Raw genomic sequence first — 17068 nt, 5'->3', positions numbered from 1 at the left:
ATCAATATTGACTGGATAGAGGCGCGGGATCTATCAGTACTCTGCAGCGGACCGGCAAAGGGAGTCGGGGCGATGCGCGGAGGAAAGGAGATCTCGCCGAAGGATCCTTATACCCTGGTATGGATCCTGGGTCGCCGTATAACATGCGGCGGACTGTCACATTAGTGGAGTGCTATCCATGGAAATTCCCAGATGAATTTTATATACCATGGATGATGCGCTGCACGCTGTCCATGGTTTTTTCTTTAAGCAGGAAGATCACGAAGAAAAAACGCCGGGGCGGCCAGGCAGCATAATGATTTACAGCATAATCAAGATCACATTAAGGAAATCGCATTTACATTTATTTGGAGGAAAAAATGAGTAATTTTAGAAGCAGAGTGACACGCATAATAATGCTGACTGCTCTGTTGGTAATAGCATGTCCGTTGTTTGCATTTGCAGAAGAAGCAGCAGAGGAACCGGCATTATACGCTACAGCATGGGCTATAGTACCGCCTGTTGCAGCTATCCTGCTTGCACTTATCACAAAAGAAGTATACAGTTCACTGTTTATCGGTATCGTTATAGGCGGCGCGCTGTATGCAGGGAATTTCGAAGGTACGCTGACACACGTTATCAGCGACGGTATTGTGGGATCGCTTGCTGATTCATACAATGTCGGAATACTGGTATTCCTGGTAATACTGGGAGTAGTAGTAGCTCTGCTCAACAAATCCGGAGGTTCAAAAGCGTTCGGAGTATGGGCGAGCGAACACATCAAGACAAAGGCAGGCGTGCAGTTTGCGACTATCGTCCTTGGCATACTGATATTCGTAGACGACTATTTCAACTGCCTCACAGTAGGAAGCGTAATGTCGCCGTTGGCAGAAGAAAAAGGCATACCGAGGACAAAGCTGGCATACCTGATCGATGCTACGGCAGCGCCGATATGCATCATCGCGCCTATCTCATCATGGGCTGCAGCAGTAACAGGATTCGTTGAAGGCGAGAACGGTTTCACGCTGTTCATTCAGGCTATCCCGTACAATTTCTATGCACTGCTCACTATCGCGATGATGTTCCTGATCGTTGGAATGAAGTTCGACTACGGAAAGATGAGAGAGTACGCTGACAAGATCCAGGAATCAAAGGCTGACGATACTCAGGATCTGGCGGCAGAAAAGGCTGAGGGAAGAAGAGCAGGCAAGGTCATCGACCTGGTGCTCCCTATCATAATACTCATCATCTGCTGTGTATTAGGTATGATATATACAGGCGGATTCTTCAGCGGAACGGGATTCGTTGAATCATTCTCAGGCTCCGACGCATCTGTGGGACTTTCTCTGGGAAGTATCGTTGCACTGATCATCATCGTGATCGTTTACGTGGCAAGAGGCGTGCTCGGATTCAAGGAAAGCATGGACTGCATACCTGAAGGCTTCAAGGCAATGGTTGCACCTATCCTTATCCTGACGCTCGCATGGACACTCAAGGCAATGACTGACAGCCTTGGACTTGCAACATTCGTATCGACTGCTACAGAATCAGTGGCAGGAACATTCATGAGTCTGCTGCCGGCTATCATATTTGCTATCGGATGCGGTCTGGCATTTGCTTCAGGTACATCATGGGGTACGTTCGGTATACTGATTCCTATCGTTGTAGAAGTATTCCAGGGAAGCGACCCGCAGCTCATGATCATCTCGATCGCAGCTTGTATGGCAGGCGCTGTATGCGGAGACCACTGCTCACCGATCTCAGATACGACTATCATGTCAAGTGCAGGTGCAAGATGTAACCACGTTGCACACGTTACGACGCAGCTGCCTTACGCGATAACTGTTGCAGCTATTTCGTTCGTTACATATATCATCGCAGGATTCACAAGAAGCGCATGGATATCACTCCCTGTAGGACTTGTTATCCTGATCGCGGTACTCGTTATCATCAAGAAAACGCAGAAACCGCTCAAGAGCGAAGCTGCAAAAGCATAAAGTATCGGCTTTTAACGATCTGTTTCGAGTGATTTCGATGATCTCACCGATCGATAAGAACAACAATAAAAATAAAACGGAGATACCCGATCAGAAATGATCCTCACGGTATCTCCGTTGTTTTTTGTAGATCATGCACGTGCATGCCCGCTGGCATTTTATACAAAGCCTGCCCGTGAGCGTTGTTTTAGTTTTAGTGCAAAGCCTGCACGTGTGCATTGTTTTGAATTTTGATGCAGAGCCTGCATGTGTGCGCTGTTTGGCAGTTGTGCAAAATATGCACACACATGGGTCATTGAGATTTGCTGCAAAACCGTAGCGTGCGATTTTCCATTACATTCTGCTTATCGCTCATATACGATCTCACCATCGATAACTGTCATATCGGCCTTTACCGACTTGATCTTTTCGACAGGAGTTTCGAGTATGTTCTCGGACAGTACGACGAGATCAGCGAGCTTGCCCGGCTCGATGCTGCCCTTTATATCTTCCTCGAGAGAAGCATAGGCGCCATTGTATGTGTACATCCTGATCGCATCCATGATGCCGATGCACTGGCCCTGACCAGCAACGGTACCGCTGCACTTGTCAGAGCGCGTCATAGCCCCGTAAAGACCGATCATAGGATCAGCTTCGATGACCGGCGAGTCGGAACCGAGAGCAGCGATGATGCCGTTGTCCAGATACGACTTCAGCGGGAACATGTAGTTGACTCTGTCGCCGTAATACTTTACGTAGATCTCAGCATTTTCATTGAAGAACCCGGGGTTCGGTATCGGCACGATGCCGGCTTTTTTGATTCGGGCGAGGAGTTCTTCGTTGATTATGCCGCAGTGCTCGATCCTGTGTCTGCAAGGACGCGGGTTCTGGGCCATCGCACGCTCGATCGACGTCAGTATCACGTTTACGGCGGCGTCGCCGACAGCATGTGCCGAAACGTTGAAGCCGGCATTGTGAGCCTTTATGATGATATCATCGGCTTCCTCCTGTGTGTAAAGCTGAATACCCTTGAGGTTCGGGTCGTGGCTGTAAGGCTCTGTAGTTGCGCATGAAGGTCCACTGGTGCTGCCGTCGATCAGGATCTTGACATGTCCGAGCCTGAAATGATCGTCACCCAGACCGCCGTGTATGCCTGTCGAAATGAAACGGTTGACCCATTCGATCGTCTTCTTCTTGCCGTAAGCATGATAGAGCAGGTTGTACATTCTCACCTTGATGAGCCTGCTGCGGCACGCTTCCTGATAGAGACCGATAGTCTCCTCGCCGTAAAAGCTGCCGTCGTGCATACTTGTCACACCGTAGCTGAGAAGTATGTCGTTTGCGGCTTTAAAGGATTTCATGAATTCTTCTTCCGTGTAAATGACTTTGTCCCACATGTAAGTGCATGCGGTCTCCTTGAGCAGGCCTGTCATGCGTCCGTTTTCGTCGACTACGACCTCTCCCGGCGCAAACATCTCAGGTCCGGTGATACCACCTGCTTCGAGTGCAAGTGTGTTGTAGACTCCCATGTGCAGACAGCATCTCGTCAGCTGTACCGGATTGTCGGGAGCTGCCTCATCGAGTTCGTCGCGGGTCGGATGTCTTCCCTCGGCGAGCTTGCTCTGCTCATATCCGGTGGCTTTGATCCATGCGCCTTTTGGCGTCTTTGCAGCGGCCTCGCGGATCTTTTCCTGTATCTGCCTGATGCTCGTCACGTCATTGCTGTTGCAGTCGATTATCACGGCTGCGTTCTGTCCGGTCATTCCCAGGTGCATGTGCGAATCGATGAATCCGGGAAGCAGTGCGCGGCCGTCAAGATCGATGACCTTTGTGTTTTCGCCCTTCCACATTTCGACGCCTGCATCGTCTCCGACATAGACGATCTTGTTGCCCTTTACAGCAACGGCTTCGCATATGGAATTTTCCTTATCCACAGTCACGACGACGCCGTGTTTGAAAATCATGTCGGCATACATTGAAAGTGATTTGTTCATGGTATCATACCTCCTTTTGCCAGTCAGAAAATCATATGTCAGTTGTTAGTTTTAAAGCGGCCCGCAGTGATGCCGAGCCGCTCGCTTTTTAGCGCAGGTGATTTCCTGCGGTACTTTCGATATTGTTGCTTTTATCATGTGATCCGGCGGGATGCCATGATCTGCATTTTTATGCCTCTTCGACCTCTTCGTAAAGCTGATCCATGATGTAGTCAGGGAAGAACTTGCGCAGTGTTTCCTCTGAAGCCGGCTTTGTGAACAGACTTACGATGATGAACACCGGCAGATTTACGAGAAGTCCCCAGATACCTGCATGCACGAAAAGCGGATTAGGCCATACTATATTGAACAGTGCCACGACCAGCACGCCTGAAGCCAGGCCTGCGATAGCGCCAGCTTTCGTTGCACGCGGCCAGCACAGTACGCCGAGCATGCACGGGAACAGCTGTCCGATGAATCCGTAGCATACCAGCAGTATGTTTACGAGCTCGCCCGGATTCGTGACTGAAAGCGGGTAAGCGATCAGGAATATCACGACGAGAAGAAGCTTCCTCTGGAGCTTTCCTTCTTTTTCCGGAGTGAGTTTGGCAGCGGGTGCGATAACGTCGTGCGTCAGCGTGAATGTACTCGTATGGAACTGAGGCTCTGCAGATGACTGTGATGCGGCGAGTATACCTGCGCCCAGCAGACCTGTGATCCACCATGGAAGATTGTCGAGACAGTACTGCAGCGCCACCTGGTCGGTGGATTCACCGTTGAACTCAGTGAATGCGAATACACATACGAGACCTACGATCATCATAGGGATCATCACGAAATAGAAAACAGGCACGTAGAGGTACTGTCTTCTTGCCGTATCCTCGTCCTTTGCACCTGAAGCCCATACCCAGAACTGAGGCCAGAACGAGAAGATACTGATGAGTATCGAAGTCGTCCAGTAAACAGGAGGGAAGTTGTCCATAGCACCGGGAAGTGTCAGGTGCTGAGGGGATACCTCCTGCAGAGTTCTGAACGCGTCGCCTATGCTGAAGTTGCCCATTGCGGTGTAAAGCACGAACAGTCCTACCAGTATCGACAGACAGAACATCAGGACGCCCTGAAGAACGTTCGTCCAGCCGATAGCGCGCAGGCCGCTTTTATAAACGTAAAACGCGATAGCCGAAACTATGATCAGCTCTCCGAGCCAGAGCGGGATAGCTCCGTGACTCATTACATAAAGTATATTACCGGATCCGATGACCTGCACCAGCGAGTTGCCGATGACTGCGAAAGCTCCGACGATACCGCAGAGTATGCGGAGGAATGGAGATTCGAATCTGGCGCCGATGCCTTCGGCTTGCGTCCTGTAGCCGCTTTTTACAGCCAGACGGTTGACTCTCGGAGACATCAGGTAGCATGAATAAACGATGAATGCCATGTAAATGACAACGTAAAGGCATGCCACGCCTCTGCTGTATCCCCAGCCCGGAGCTCCGAGGAATGTATATGAGCTTACATTTCCAGCACCGGTAAGAAAGATCATTACGATTATGCCTAAAGTGTTTCCGGATGAAGACCAGTTTTCGACCTTGTCCATATCGAGCTTTCCTTTAGCGTTGTAGCCGAGTATACATGCGACTACAGTGTAAAGGATGGTTATGACGAAAGGTCCCCATGCTGTGATGACTGACATTTAGTGGACCCCCCATCTGTATGCTATGTTGAGAACGATGATAACTGCGACGAGTGCTCCTATGGCAAGCCAGAACAGCAGCGGCAGTCCCAGTATTATCACAGGTTTGTTGAAAAAGTTGACCATTGGTGAGATCGTGGGAAGGATGGTAGCCAGCATGAGCACCAGCACTACCCATTCCTTAGGTTTCCTGGGCCTCACCATCACCCAGTTTTTCATTTTTTTCTTTTTTTCCATTGTTAGGCTCCTTGCAAGTAAATCAAGTAACTGTGTAACATATAACTATAGTACGATTATACAACATTTTGATATGTGATGTACAGCGATGGCAGAGGATATTTCGCCTTTAGAATAAAAAACTATATCTGTATGTATCTGCCGGCAGCCGTAAAAGACAGTCATAAACCAGTCGTAAAAGCTTTCATTCAGGCTCATTCAAGCAGCCCTCAAGCCTGCTGCAAATTTATATAAATGATTTTGATTCACTTCTTGAATATTCTTGCCAATGTGTGTATAATTATAAAAGAAATCACACATAATAATAAAAATATGCAGAAGGAGAACTAAAATGAAAAAAAGTGTAATAGCAGTCTTATTGGCTATGCTTCTCGTTTTCTCTCTGTCGGCATGCGGCGGCAGCGATGACAGCGGAAGCGGAGATACCGTAGTGTACAAAGTCGGAACAGAACCTACATTCCCTCCGTTTGACACTACAGATGACAATCAGAACATCGTAGGTCTTGACATGGATCTGATCAAGGCTATCGGTGAAGATCAGGGATTCGAAGTTAAATTCGAGAATCTGTCATTTGACGGACTTATCCCTGCACTCAAGGCAGGAAACATAGATATCGTAGCGGCAGGAATGAACAAGGATGACCCTGAAAGACAGAAAGAAGTAGATTTCAGTGATTCATACTATGATTCACAGCTTTTCGTGGCAGTTACAGTTGACAATGATTCGATAACGAGCATCGATGATCTGACTCCTGATATGAAGGTTGCTGCACAGACAGGAACTACAGGTGCAGAGAAGGTAAAGGAACTGAAGGAAGAGGGCAAGATCAAGGAAGCAGTTATCCTGGACGGTCTTGATACAGTAATGATGCAGCTGATCAACGGAGACGTTTCTGCAGTTATCAATGACAAGCCTGTAACAGAAGCTTACATGAAGAAGCAGCCTGACAAGATCAAGATGGTAGGCGATGCTCTCAATGCAGAAAGCTACGGATTCGCAGTTCAGAAGGGCAACGATGAGCTTCTCAAGAAGATCAACGACGGTCTCAAGAACATCAAGGAAGACGGAACATTCGACAAGCTGGTTGATGAATGGTTCAATAAATAGTCAGAACTGTAGGTTTTAGAATAATAAAGCAGATAATTGGTTGACCTCTGGCTGTATCTGCAGCCGGAGGTCGGCTTTTTGGCTTTTAAGGAGGAAGCGGTTTGGCGGAATATTTACAAGGTATAGTTGTAGCATCAAGAGGTATCCCTGTTACGCTGATAATCTCACTCGTTGCGGTTACCGGGGGCATGATCATAGGTCTTTTTGTTGCTATAGCCAAACGATCAAAATACAAGATACTCAGAGCGATCGCTACGGTATATGTGGACATACTCAGAGGAACTCCTCTGCTGGTTCAGGTGCTGATACTGGCATATGGTGTCCCTCAGCTTCTCAAATCCGCATTTGGTCTCCAGTTCAACTGGGAACACATGATAATAGTCGGATTTATCGCATGCGGCATCAACAGCTCTGCATATATGGCAGAGATAATACGAAGCGGTCTTCAGGCAATAGACAAAGGGCAGACGGAAGCTGCAAGGTCACTTGGACTCAGCAGCGGACAGACCATGAGATACATAATAGTTCCGCAGGCATTCAAGATCATCGTTCCTGCGCTCGGAAACGAATTCGTTACTCTCATCAAGGAGACGTCGATACTTTCCGTAGCAGGTATTGTCGAGATCACAAGGCGCGGTACGCTGTGGGCTTCATCTTCGTTCCTGTCGTTCCAGGCATATATAGGTGTTGCTATAGTTTATCTCGTGATGACTCTTACGCTGTCCAGACTGGTTGCGTATATAGAAAGGAGGATGGCTCAGAGTGATAGAAGTTAAAGATCTGAAAAAATCTTTCGGAAAGCTGGATGTCCTCCGGGGTATAAGTGAAAAAATAGAAGAGCAGGAAGTTGTCTGTGTCATAGGTCCGTCGGGTTCCGGAAAGAGTACCTTTTTAAGGTGCCTCAATCTTCTTGAGGAGCCTACAGGCGGTGAGGTCTATCTCGATGGTGAAAGGATCAATGCTCCTGGAGTCGATATAGACAAGATCAGAGAAAGACTCGGAATGGTGTTCCAGAATTTCAATCTGTTCCCGCATATGACAGTGCTCGACAATGTTACTTTAGCGCCTGTAAAGGTAAAAGGAAAGAACAGGGCTGAGGCAGAGGAAAGTGCTCTGAAGATCCTTGAAACAGTTGGTCTTTCAGATAAGGCTGCATCTTTTCCGGCGTCGTTGTCAGGCGGCCAGAAGCAGAGAGTCGCGATAGCGAGAGCACTGGCGATGGAGCCTGAAGTGATGCTGTTTGACGAACCGACGTCTGCGCTCGATCCCGAAATGGTCGGCGAAGTACTCAATGTTATGAAAAGGCTTGCTGAAGAAGGTATGACGATGGTGATTGTTACTCATGAGATGGGCTTCGCACGTGAGGTCGCAGACCGGGTGCTTTTCATAGATCAGGGAGTCGTGATGGAGCAGGGTACTCCGGAAGAACTGTTCGGAGCTCCTAAAAACGAAAGAACGAAAAACTTCCTGAGCAAGGTTCTCTAAATAAAATATGATGTGCATGGAACATCGGAATTTTGTTTCATATGCAATGAAAAAACGCTGTATCGCATCGCCCTCATCAAGGCGCTGCGAGACAGCGTTTTTGTATTCCGGTGCAGAAATCACCCATTCGCCGAGCGCATTTCGATGTTTGAAATCTATGTGTGTGATCGCAGATATGGAGCCCTTGCCTGCGAGTCGATCACTGGCATTGCCGAATGACTGCGCCTTTGCATAATGATCGGCGATCAGTATCTGTCAGGCATATGAAACCGCCCCATGAACATTTCAGTTTTTACTACATTGATGAATGCCTTCGGGTCTTTTGCAAGTACGCGTTCAGTAACGATCTTCGCCTCTGTGCTGGAAACGACACAGTACAGCATGGCGCGATCTTCATGCGAATACATTCCGGTTGCAGGTATCTCGGTCACACTGTGATGTGTGGCGTCGAGTATCGCCTGGTACAGTTCTTTCGGGAAATCTGTGACAATGAAAAGCGTTACCTTGTTGTGTGCCTGATAGAGCAGGCGTATCGTCTCGGTCGAGGTGAACTGGAAGATGATAGAATAAAGCGCTTTGTCCCAGCCGAAAAGAAGACCGGCAATGATGAGCACCGCAGCATTACCCATCAGTATGTAATTCCAGACATCATTATTTCTTTTCTCAAGAAAATATACGGCTATGAAATCCGTGCCGCCTGTAGAAGTGCCGCCGATCAGACAGAGGCTGATAGCAGCTCCGTTGATCAGCCCTCCGAATACGCTGATCAGCAGGATATCCTGAGTGATCGGTATTGCCGGGACGATATCTGTGAATATACTAGTCGCAACGATTATGAGTGCGGTGTTTATCGTGAATCTCTTGCCGATAAATCTAAAGCTGAATATCGCAGGTATGGCATTGAGGATCAGACTGATAGGCGAAAACGGCAGTGATATTCCGAAGAATCGCTGACATATTGTCTGTATCAGGAGCGTCACTCCGTTGAATCCGCCGGGATAAAGGCCGCCTGTGTGTACGAAGCTCTTGATGTTTATGGCCATGATAAGCGATCCCACAAGCCCGAAGGCCAGAATTTTCAATTCACGTTTAAAGCTGAATTCTGAAAGCGCCTTGCCACTGGTTTTACTGATATCCTTTGACTTCTTTGCATGATCTGAATGCATTGTATGCCTCCTGCGCAGTATTGCTGAATCATATGTGAAAGCCGACCGATTCTGAAACCGATTGACAGTGATTAGCCCTGAGACCGATGAACAGTGATCGATCCCGAGACCGATGAACATAGACAGTATATCACAAGAACCGCCGGGCATGAAGTGAAAATTGCGGGAGGGATCCATGAAGTTGTGTTGAGGATCGGTGGCGTTGTACGACGGATCGGTGGCGGACGTGCGGTGCCTGTATGGACAGATTTGCTGGTTGGCATAATGGACCTGCGACGCTTTTTTTCGATGCAAAGCGCAAACGTGCTGCACGGCAGAACTCTTATGGCGCTGATATGCTGATATTGTGCAGGATTTCAGAAATCCGAAATCAAATACACATCGGATCTCAGATTTGTGCATTTTTCGAAAAATAAATTTTTTGATACACAAAAAATTGGATAAAATTGTAAAAATGTCGAACTTTTAGTGCAAAACAGCCCGGTTTTCGCTTTTTTGCTGAAAACCTTGTGTAATTTTTTTTTGGCGAGCGCTGGCTCTACACAATTTTAAGCGGCGATGTGTAGATGGGAACAGAATGGTGGCAATAATACACAAAGTGCCGAAAATATCAGCCGGTGGTTTTATGATTTCTCGCCGGTGATCGTATCAGAGCGCGAGACTCTTCACTCTGCTGCAGAGACTGGCTGATGACAGCCGGCTTCTCTGTTATAAATGAAGTTCTTATCGCCGGAGATGAATAGACCTTTCAAACAAGAGCTGGATCGATCCGGCAAACAAGAAAGCGACTCCTTCCGGAACCGCTCTCCTGTTGTTTAAATATATTGGATTTTCAATGGTTTTGTATGTTTGTGGTTTAGCCGAAGTATCTTTCGAGCAGGCCCTGGAATGCCTTGCCGTGTCTTGCTTCGTCCTTCGCCATTTCGTGTACTGTGTCGTGGATAGCGTCGAGATTCTGCTGTTTAGCCAGTGAAGCCAGCGCTTTCTTGCCTGCACATGCTCCTGCTTCAGCTTCTACTCTCATTTCGAGGTTCTTCTTAGTTGAGTCTGTAACTACTTCGCCGAGAAGCTCTGCGAATTTTGCAGCGTGCTCAGCTTCTTCCCATGCTGCCTTTTCCCAGTAGAGGCCGATCTCAGGATATCCTTCTCTGTGAGCAACTCTTGCCATAGCAAGGTACATTCCCACTTCTGAACATTCGCCGTTGAAATTGTCTCTGAGGCCCTGGATGATCTCAGGATCGATATCCTTTGCAACGCCTACTACATGCTCATCAACGAATTCGATAGCGCCTTCTTTTACTTCAACGAATTTATCTGCAGGAACTCCGCACTGTGGACATTTTTCCGGTGGGTTAGGTCCTTCGTGAGTGTATCCGCATACTGAACAAGTCCATTTCATAATAATTTCCTCCTTTTGATTAATCAGATCGTGTATTTGATGTTTTGTTATCTTTGTTATGCCTGTATAATATACTGTTTTAGTAAAGATTGCAATACCTTTTTGAAAAATAATTGCAATTTTTATCAATAAAACAGCAAACCGTTGAAATTTCAATGATTTAAAACTACACTATCTTTACACTTTACCTGACAGGCAGCAGCATGTTATAATTAACATATTCGAAATAACGACAAAAACAGTGCGGCTTCAGCGCCGCGACAGCAGATACAGAAAGGTGAATACCGTGAAAATATACAAGGCGATAACTCTTACTATTATAATGATACTTATTGCAGCTCTTTTTGCAGGGTGCGCTACGTTTGACAATTTCAAAGCTACATTTATCGATAAGAATGATGACACCAAGGCTGTAGTGCGCATAGGAATATATGAACCTACAAGCGGGGCAGACAAGGCAAACGGTGAACTCGAGATAGAAGGCATCGAACTGGCACATGAGATGTACCCTACGGTAAACGGCAAGTTCGTTGAGCTCGTATATGCCGACAATGCTTCGGATATACATGCAGCGGAGACTGCGATAAAAGAGCTGATCCTTAAAAATCCTTCGGTGATACTGGGAAGCTACGGCAGCGTATATTCGATGGTTGCCGGTGATTATGTAAAGGATGCCAAGATCCCTGCGATTGCCATAACGAATACGAATCCGCTGGTGACGAGCAACAACGGCTACTATTTCAGGGTATGCTATGTCGATTCCAACCAGGGCGACCTTCTCGCGAGATATGTGCTCGAGGAGAAAAAGGAAACGACTGCCGGTGTTCTTCTTCCGGCGGAGGATGACGCTGCAATGGCTATGGCGACAGCGTTTACATCGAGAATAAAAGCCGAGACCGACAACGAGGACGCGATAACCGTTTATGAAGAATACAAGCATGGAGCGACGGACTTTACAAAGCAGCTCAAAGCTGTAAAGAAGGCAGGAGTAAAGAGCGTGCTGCTTCCGGGCGATGTGACGGATGCCGCTAATATTATAAAGCAGGCAGACAGCATGGGGCTGGATGTGGTGTTCCTCGGCGACAAGGAATGGGCGGAGAATGAATTCAGGAAACTGACGAACGGCAAGGCTACAGAGGCCAATACGGCATTTGTGAATTTCTATGCGGCAGAAGAAACGACGAGCAAAGAGGCGGAAAAATTCCTCAAAGCATATCATAAGAAATACGGCAATGAGAGCGTTCCCGAGGATTCGGTGGCGCTTGGCTATGATGCGTATATCATAGCGCTGAAAGCGATAGATGATGCGGATGATAACGCGACGAGCAAAGAGATCAGAGACGTGCTGAAGACCCAGAGCGGTTTCCAAGGCGCGTCGGGAACGATCACATTCAATGCGACCGGCGATCCGATAAAGACGGCGTACATCAGCACCTGGAAAAACGGAAGTAAGATAGAGACGCTCTATACACTCGATCCGCTCGGCTGACAGCCGATAGACGGCAGCATTCTGACGGCTGGCGATTGGCGGCCCGGGCCGCTGACCTGAACATCAGGGAACAGGTCGGCGCATCAGGAAATGCAGAATGAAAACACGTCAGGGAAACTGGCTTGCCTGACGGTAAAAACATAACAGGCAGACATCAATGTATTCATATAAATATGAATTACTGAAAATAATAAATATAAAATAAAAGGAGAACAATCATGGAACAGAAGATCAAAGACGCATTAGATCAGATAAGACCTTTTCTGCAGAGAGACGGCGGAGATATAGAATTTGTGGAGTACACAGATGACAATATCGTAAGAGTAAGACTTCAGGGACACTGCGCAGGATGCCCAGGTGCACAGATGACAATCAAAGGCGTAGTGGAAAAGATCCTGAAGGAAAGCTATCCGGAAGTAGCAGGCGTCGAGGCGGTAATGTAAGGCGATGCTGATAGATGATGCAATAATTAAAATCAGTGAGAACAGGGCAGAGATGATATCATCTCTGTCTGATCTTATTTCTGTGCCAAGTGTAGCGCTGGAAGGCACGGGAGAGACCCCTTTTGGCGAAAATGTCCAGAAGGCATATGAATATATGATGGAGCTTGCCGCGAAAGAAGGCTTTTCGACATTCAATGCGGACAACTATGGCGGGCACATAGACTTCAGGGGAACAGAAGAAGGGATCGTGGCTGTGATAGGTCACCTGGACGTCGTTCCTGAAGGCGACGGATGGGACTTCGATCCTTACGGTGGCGAGCTTATAGACGGGTATGTATGCGGGAGAGGTTCTACAGACGACAAAGGACCTGTGATCGCATCTTTTTATGCGATGAAAGCGCTGAAGGAGTGCGGCTATACACCGAAAAAGACTATAAGGCTGATCCTGGGACTCGACGAAGAGACTAACTGGCACGGCATGGACTATTATCTGAAGCATGTCGACAGACTGCCGGACTTCGGATTCACACCGGATGCTGATTTTCCTGCAATAAACGGAGAAATGGGCATCCTGATTTTTGATATCGTCAGGAAATTCGATCCGCCGGGGAGCAAGGGCCTCGAGCTCAGTTCCATTAAAGGCGGCACGGCGGCGAATTCCGTGGCAGATCTTGCAAGAGCGGTGCTGCACGACAGCACAGGTGCCGGATACGATAAGATAAAACAGCAGCTGGCAGCTTTCCGTGAAGAAAAAGGATGCAGGATAAAGTGCCGAGGCATCGGAAAGAGCCTGGAGATAACCACTCACGGAGTGTCTGCGCACGGAGCCGATCCGGATCAGGGCGTCAACGCCATTTCGATCATGATGGAATTCCTGGGGAGACTCAATTTTGCAAACGAGAGCACAAATGATTTCGTGAAATTCTACAATGAGCATATCGGCTATGACCTGCATGGAGAAAGAGCCGGATGCGCATTTGAGGACAGCCAGTCGGGCAGACTGATCTTCAATGTAGGTATGATCGCACTCGACAGGAAAACGGTACAGCTGACGATCAACATCAGGTATCCTGTCACGATGGACGCTGAAGAAGTCTACAGCGGACTGATGACAGTGCTTGACAGCTACGATCTGGGGATAGTCAAAGGCCAGCATCAGGAGCCGATATATATGCCGGCTGATTCACCGCTGATAACGAAGCTGATGGACATTTACAGAAAACATACGGGCGACGAGAGCTGCGAGTCGGTCGTTATAGGCGGCGGCACGTATGCGCGCGCGATGGACAACATCATCGCGTTCGGAGCCAGGTTCCCGGAAAGACCGGAGCTGGCACACCAGAAAAATGAAAAAATATCAGAAGACGACCTTGTAAAGATGGCGCAGATCTATGCGGAAGCGGTCTGGGCGCTGTCGGAGATGGAATAGAAATCAGGCGGAGGTATCCGGATAATGAAAAAAGAATTTTTGATGGCAGGGGTCACTGTTATTTTATGGAGCACACTGCCTGCCGTATCAAAACTGATAATAAGTCAGCTGGATGCGCTTTCTACAACTTTTTATGTGTCGCTGATAGCTGCGCTGACGCTGTTTGTGATAAATCTGGTCAGAGGCGGCCTGAAGTCCTATACTAAATATTCGTTAAAGGACTACGCCCGCATCACCGGTCTGGGATTTCTGGGGCTGGGTTGCTATACGATGCTTTATTATGCGGGCATCAGTTATCTCACTTCGCAGATCGCAGCGATAATAAATTACATGTGGCCTATCATGATAGTGCTGTTTTCCTGCTTTATCCTCAAGGAAAAGCTCACGGTGCGCAAAACCTCGGCGATGTGCATCTCTTTTGCGGGCATGCTCCTGATATGCCTGCAGGGATTGTTTTCTCTTTCGGCAAAGGGCAGTGCCGTCGGCATGCTGTGCTGTTTTGCGGCGGCGGTGTGCTACGGACTTTATTCAGCGCTGAACAAGAAATATGATTACGATCAGTGGATCGTTCTCAATGTCGCATTTGCTGTGACTGCACTGATGTCAGGGGTGACCTGCGCGGCGACGTCAGGCTTCCCGCACATAGATCTGACGATACTTGCTGGACTGCTATGGGTCGGCATTTTTGTAAATGCGATAGCTTATGTGCTGTGGGGGATAGCGATGAACAGCGGAGAGACCGCCAGCATATCTGTCATGGCATATCTGTGCCCGTTCATAAGTCTGATTTTCGGCAGACTGCTCCTGGATGAACACATCACCGCACTCTCGCTGCTGGGACTGGTGTTCATAGTGGGCGGCGTGCTGATCCAGACGGATCTGAAGAGCGTGCTGATGCGAAAGAAGGCAGAGAGCTAAACGGAATACAGTGAGACCATCAGGGGTAACAGCGAGGATAGTAGGGGTTTTCTGCAAAGGCGCAGCGTGCTTGGATGCCAGGTGTACTGGTTTGCTGAGCAACTTGACAAACTCGCTTATTTTGATATCATATCAATGATACCCCTGAATTGGAGAGAATAGATGAAGATAAAAATCAAAGATGTCTTTGAGAAAGATGAAAAAGACATACATGTACAGACCAATGAGAGGCTCGATATCGATGAGATATTCGAAGATGCCAGAGAAGAGCGGCAGGAAATGAGTCTCAAAGAGGAGAAGAACGACGCAGCCGGGATATCGGATATGTCAGTACAGGACAGCAGCGAAGAGCCAGCAGTAAATGCCGGGGTCGTTGAAGCGTCTGACGACGCAGAACAGGTCGAACCATCACGGGATGCGGCTGAAGCCGGACCGGAAGAAGTCACGGCGGCAGAGACGCCGGACCAACAGGAGAAGCCTGGTGATGAAACCTGCGAGCCTGCAGGCGAGCAGGCTGAAGCCGCGGCAGCGGCAACCGCTGAAACAGCAGAGTCTCCCGAAGTCGCTGAGAGCGCCGAGCTCTCCGCAGATACTTCGGCTGAAGAAACCCCACTGCCTGAAGCACCGGCAGATCCGGACGTGCTCATAGAACCTGAAGCACCCGAAGCTGCAGCCTTTACAGAAGAACCGTCATACAAAAAATACATATCGCTCGGTGCTATAGCGGCTGCGTTCGTGATACTTGCAGCGGTGATGTTGATTTACAACAACCTTGTTCCGAGGGAGGTCACGGCTGTGATAAACGGAGAAAAATTCGAGTTTGAGAGCAAGGCGCATACGGTGGAAGGGTTCCTTGAGGAAAACGATATCGAATTCAGCGAAGGAGATTACGTTTCACAGCCGCTCACGGCGTATATCAGCGACGGCATGAAGATCAAGATAGATCATGCCACGGATTTTAAGATCACTGCTGACGGCAAGACCAGAAAATACAGGACTCTGGCGAATACGGTCAGCGAGGCGTTAAAGGACAAGAATGTAAAAGTCGGCAAGAATGATATCGTGGAGCCGGGGCTGGATGAGCTCTTGACGAAAAATATGAAGATCGTCATAAAGCGTGTGAAGATCAAGGAAGAAACCAAGGAAGAAAAGATCGAGTTCAAGACTGTGACGAAGGACGATTCTTCGCTGGATGAAGGGACGACCAAGGTCGTGACCGAAGGCGTGGAAGGCAAGGCGAAGGTCACATACAAGGTGACGTATGTGGACGGTGTCGAATCGTCGCGTTCGGAGATCTCCAGGGAGACACTCACGGCAGCTGTCGACAAGGTGGTCGCAAACGGAACGAGGATAAATTTTGACGGTCAGTCGTACAGCCGCAAGCTCGTTGTAAAGGCGTACGCGTATACCGGCGGCGGCACGACTGCGATGGGCACGAGGGCAAGAGTCGGTGAGATCGCAGTGGATCCAAGCGTTATCCCGCTCGGATCGGAAGTGTACATAGAGGGTGTCGGCGCGAGACGTGCGGAGGACACGGGCGGCAATATCGTGGGCAACACGATCGACATCTATATGGACACGAATACGGAGTGCATAAGCTGGGGCGCAAGGTACGTGACCATATATATCAAATAGCGCCTGCCGTAAGCACACGGCGAAGCTGAATAAAGATAAAGAAAAACCGGGGCGATAATGATATGCTCCCCTTGAAGCCTGAAGTGGGCGGGGGCGGATCACAGTCGCTCCGGTTTTATAGTTGGTTTGTTTCTCGGA

At 48.4% G+C, this 17068-nt stretch carries 14 protein-coding genes and 1 riboswitch; of the genes, 9 read left to right on the top strand and 5 right to left on the bottom strand.

The genetic code is table 11. The features are described from left to right. Window positions 1–8 precede the first annotated feature (8 nt). A riboswitch (Lysine riboswitch) is annotated at window positions 9–183 on the top strand. Between the two features lie 176 nt (window positions 184–359). Further along, window positions 360–1976: a Na+/H+ antiporter NhaC family protein gene (locus OCV59_RS01930; protein ID WP_147592642.1), complete on the top strand. Its 1617-nt coding sequence runs from the start codon at window positions 360–362 to the stop codon at window positions 1974–1976. Window positions 1977–2320: 344 nt separating this feature from the next. Here OCV59_RS01930 and OCV59_RS01925 read toward each other — a convergent pair whose 3' ends face one another. From OCV59_RS01925 to OCV59_RS01915, 3 genes are all read right to left on the bottom strand, one after another. Next, window positions 2321–3949, bottom strand: coding sequence for an amidohydrolase (locus OCV59_RS01925; RefSeq protein ID WP_147592641.1), 1629 nt, complete (start codon window positions 3947–3949; stop codon window positions 2321–2323). Between the two features lie 169 nt (window positions 3950–4118). After that, window positions 4119–5621 carry a sodium:solute symporter family protein gene (locus OCV59_RS01920; protein WP_147592640.1) on the bottom strand — a complete coding sequence of 501 codons (1503 nt, stop codon included), beginning with the start codon at window positions 5619–5621 and terminating at the stop codon, window positions 4119–4121. Beyond that, on the bottom strand, window positions 5622–5858 hold the full coding sequence (locus OCV59_RS01915) for a hypothetical protein (protein WP_147592639.1): 237 nt from the start codon (window positions 5856–5858) through the stop codon (window positions 5622–5624). A 331-nt stretch (window positions 5859–6189) separates the two neighbouring features. On the opposite strand from OCV59_RS01915, the gene OCV59_RS01910 reads away from it, so the two are divergent. The 3 genes from OCV59_RS01910 to OCV59_RS01900 all read left to right on the top strand — a co-directional run bounded on the left by OCV59_RS01910 (window position 6190) and on the right by OCV59_RS01900 (window position 8451). Continuing rightward, window positions 6190–6966, top strand: coding sequence for a basic amino acid ABC transporter substrate-binding protein (locus tag OCV59_RS01910; protein WP_147592638.1), 777 nt, complete (start codon window positions 6190–6192; stop codon window positions 6964–6966). Window positions 6967–7067: 101 nt separating this feature from the next. Then, window positions 7068–7742 carry an amino acid ABC transporter permease gene (locus OCV59_RS01905; protein WP_147592637.1) on the top strand — a complete coding sequence of 225 codons (675 nt, stop codon included), beginning with the start codon at window positions 7068–7070 and terminating at the stop codon, window positions 7740–7742. Continuing rightward, window positions 7729–8451, top strand: a complete 723-nt coding sequence (locus tag OCV59_RS01900; RefSeq protein WP_147592636.1) for an amino acid ABC transporter ATP-binding protein — start codon at window positions 7729–7731, stop codon at window positions 8449–8451. Before OCV59_RS01905 ends, OCV59_RS01900 begins: the two co-directional genes overlap by 14 nt. Window positions 8452–8696: 245 nt before the next feature. Here OCV59_RS01900 and OCV59_RS01895 read toward each other — a convergent pair whose 3' ends face one another. Together OCV59_RS01895 and OCV59_RS01890 are read right to left on the bottom strand one after the other, a co-directional pair. After that, complete coding sequence (locus OCV59_RS01895) at window positions 8697–9617, bottom strand: YitT family protein (protein ID WP_147592635.1); 921 nt, start codon at window positions 9615–9617, stop codon at window positions 8697–8699. Between the two features lie 856 nt (window positions 9618–10473). Then, complete coding sequence (locus OCV59_RS01890) at window positions 10474–11019, bottom strand: NADH peroxidase (RefSeq protein WP_147592943.1); 546 nt, start codon at window positions 11017–11019, stop codon at window positions 10474–10476. A 283-nt stretch (window positions 11020–11302) separates the two neighbouring features. Between OCV59_RS01890 and OCV59_RS01885 the strand changes: the two genes are divergently transcribed. From OCV59_RS01885 to OCV59_RS01865, 5 genes are all read left to right on the top strand, one after another. Next, window positions 11303–12505: an ABC transporter substrate-binding protein gene (locus OCV59_RS01885; protein WP_147592634.1), complete on the top strand. Its 1203-nt coding sequence runs from the start codon at window positions 11303–11305 to the stop codon at window positions 12503–12505. A 218-nt stretch (window positions 12506–12723) separates the two neighbouring features. Next, the gene (locus OCV59_RS01880) at window positions 12724–12948 is read left to right on the top strand and encodes a NifU family protein (protein WP_147592633.1); all 225 of its coding nucleotides are present in this window, start codon (window positions 12724–12726) and stop codon (window positions 12946–12948) included. A gap of 4 nt (window positions 12949–12952) precedes the next feature. Next, window positions 12953–14377 carry a dipeptidase PepV gene (gene pepV, locus OCV59_RS01875; protein ID WP_147592632.1) on the top strand — a complete coding sequence of 475 codons (1425 nt, stop codon included), beginning with the start codon at window positions 12953–12955 and terminating at the stop codon, window positions 14375–14377. Between the two features lie 24 nt (window positions 14378–14401). Further along, window positions 14402–15295, top strand: coding sequence for a DMT family transporter (locus OCV59_RS01870; protein ID WP_147592631.1), 894 nt, complete (start codon window positions 14402–14404; stop codon window positions 15293–15295). A gap of 162 nt (window positions 15296–15457) precedes the next feature. Beyond that, window positions 15458–16930 (top strand): G5 domain-containing protein, encoded by a 1473-nt coding sequence (locus tag OCV59_RS01865; RefSeq protein WP_147592630.1) that lies wholly within the window; start codon window positions 15458–15460, stop codon window positions 16928–16930. Window positions 16931–17068 lie beyond the last annotated feature (138 nt).

The organism is Brotomerdimonas butyrica, from assembly GCF_025567305.1.
Lineage (GTDB): Bacteria > Bacillota > Clostridia > Peptostreptococcales > Anaerovoracaceae > Lentihominibacter > Lentihominibacter butyricus.
Note: the sequence above shows the minus strand (reverse complement) of the source record. Positions and strands in the feature narration are given on the sequence as shown.

Excerpts from the sequence above, each read along its gene's own strand:
- OCV59_RS01910 (WP_147592638.1), top strand. The coding sequence starts at position 6,190 with ATGAAAAAAAGTGTAATAGCAGTCTTATTGGCTATGCTTCTCGTTTTC.
- OCV59_RS01925 (WP_147592641.1), bottom strand. The coding sequence starts at position 3,949 with ATGAACAAATCACTTTCAATGTATGCCGACATGATTTTCAAACACGGC.
- OCV59_RS01915 (WP_147592639.1), bottom strand. The coding sequence starts at position 5,858 with ATGGAAAAAAAGAAAAAAATGAAAAACTGGGTGATGGTGAGGCCCAGG.
- OCV59_RS01895 (WP_147592635.1), bottom strand. The coding sequence starts at position 9,617 with ATGCATTCAGATCATGCAAAGAAGTCAAAGGATATCAGTAAAACCAGT.
- OCV59_RS01930 (WP_147592642.1), top strand. The coding sequence starts at position 360 with ATGAGTAATTTTAGAAGCAGAGTGACACGCATAATAATGCTGACTGCT.
- OCV59_RS01865 (WP_147592630.1), top strand. The coding sequence starts at position 15,458 with ATGAAGATAAAAATCAAAGATGTCTTTGAGAAAGATGAAAAAGACATA.
- OCV59_RS01920 (WP_147592640.1), bottom strand. The coding sequence starts at position 5,621 with ATGTCAGTCATCACAGCATGGGGACCTTTCGTCATAACCATCCTTTAC.
- pepV (WP_147592632.1), top strand. The coding sequence starts at position 12,953 with ATGCTGATAGATGATGCAATAATTAAAATCAGTGAGAACAGGGCAGAG.
- OCV59_RS01880 (WP_147592633.1), top strand. The coding sequence starts at position 12,724 with ATGGAACAGAAGATCAAAGACGCATTAGATCAGATAAGACCTTTTCTG.
- OCV59_RS01870 (WP_147592631.1), top strand. The coding sequence starts at position 14,402 with ATGAAAAAAGAATTTTTGATGGCAGGGGTCACTGTTATTTTATGGAGC.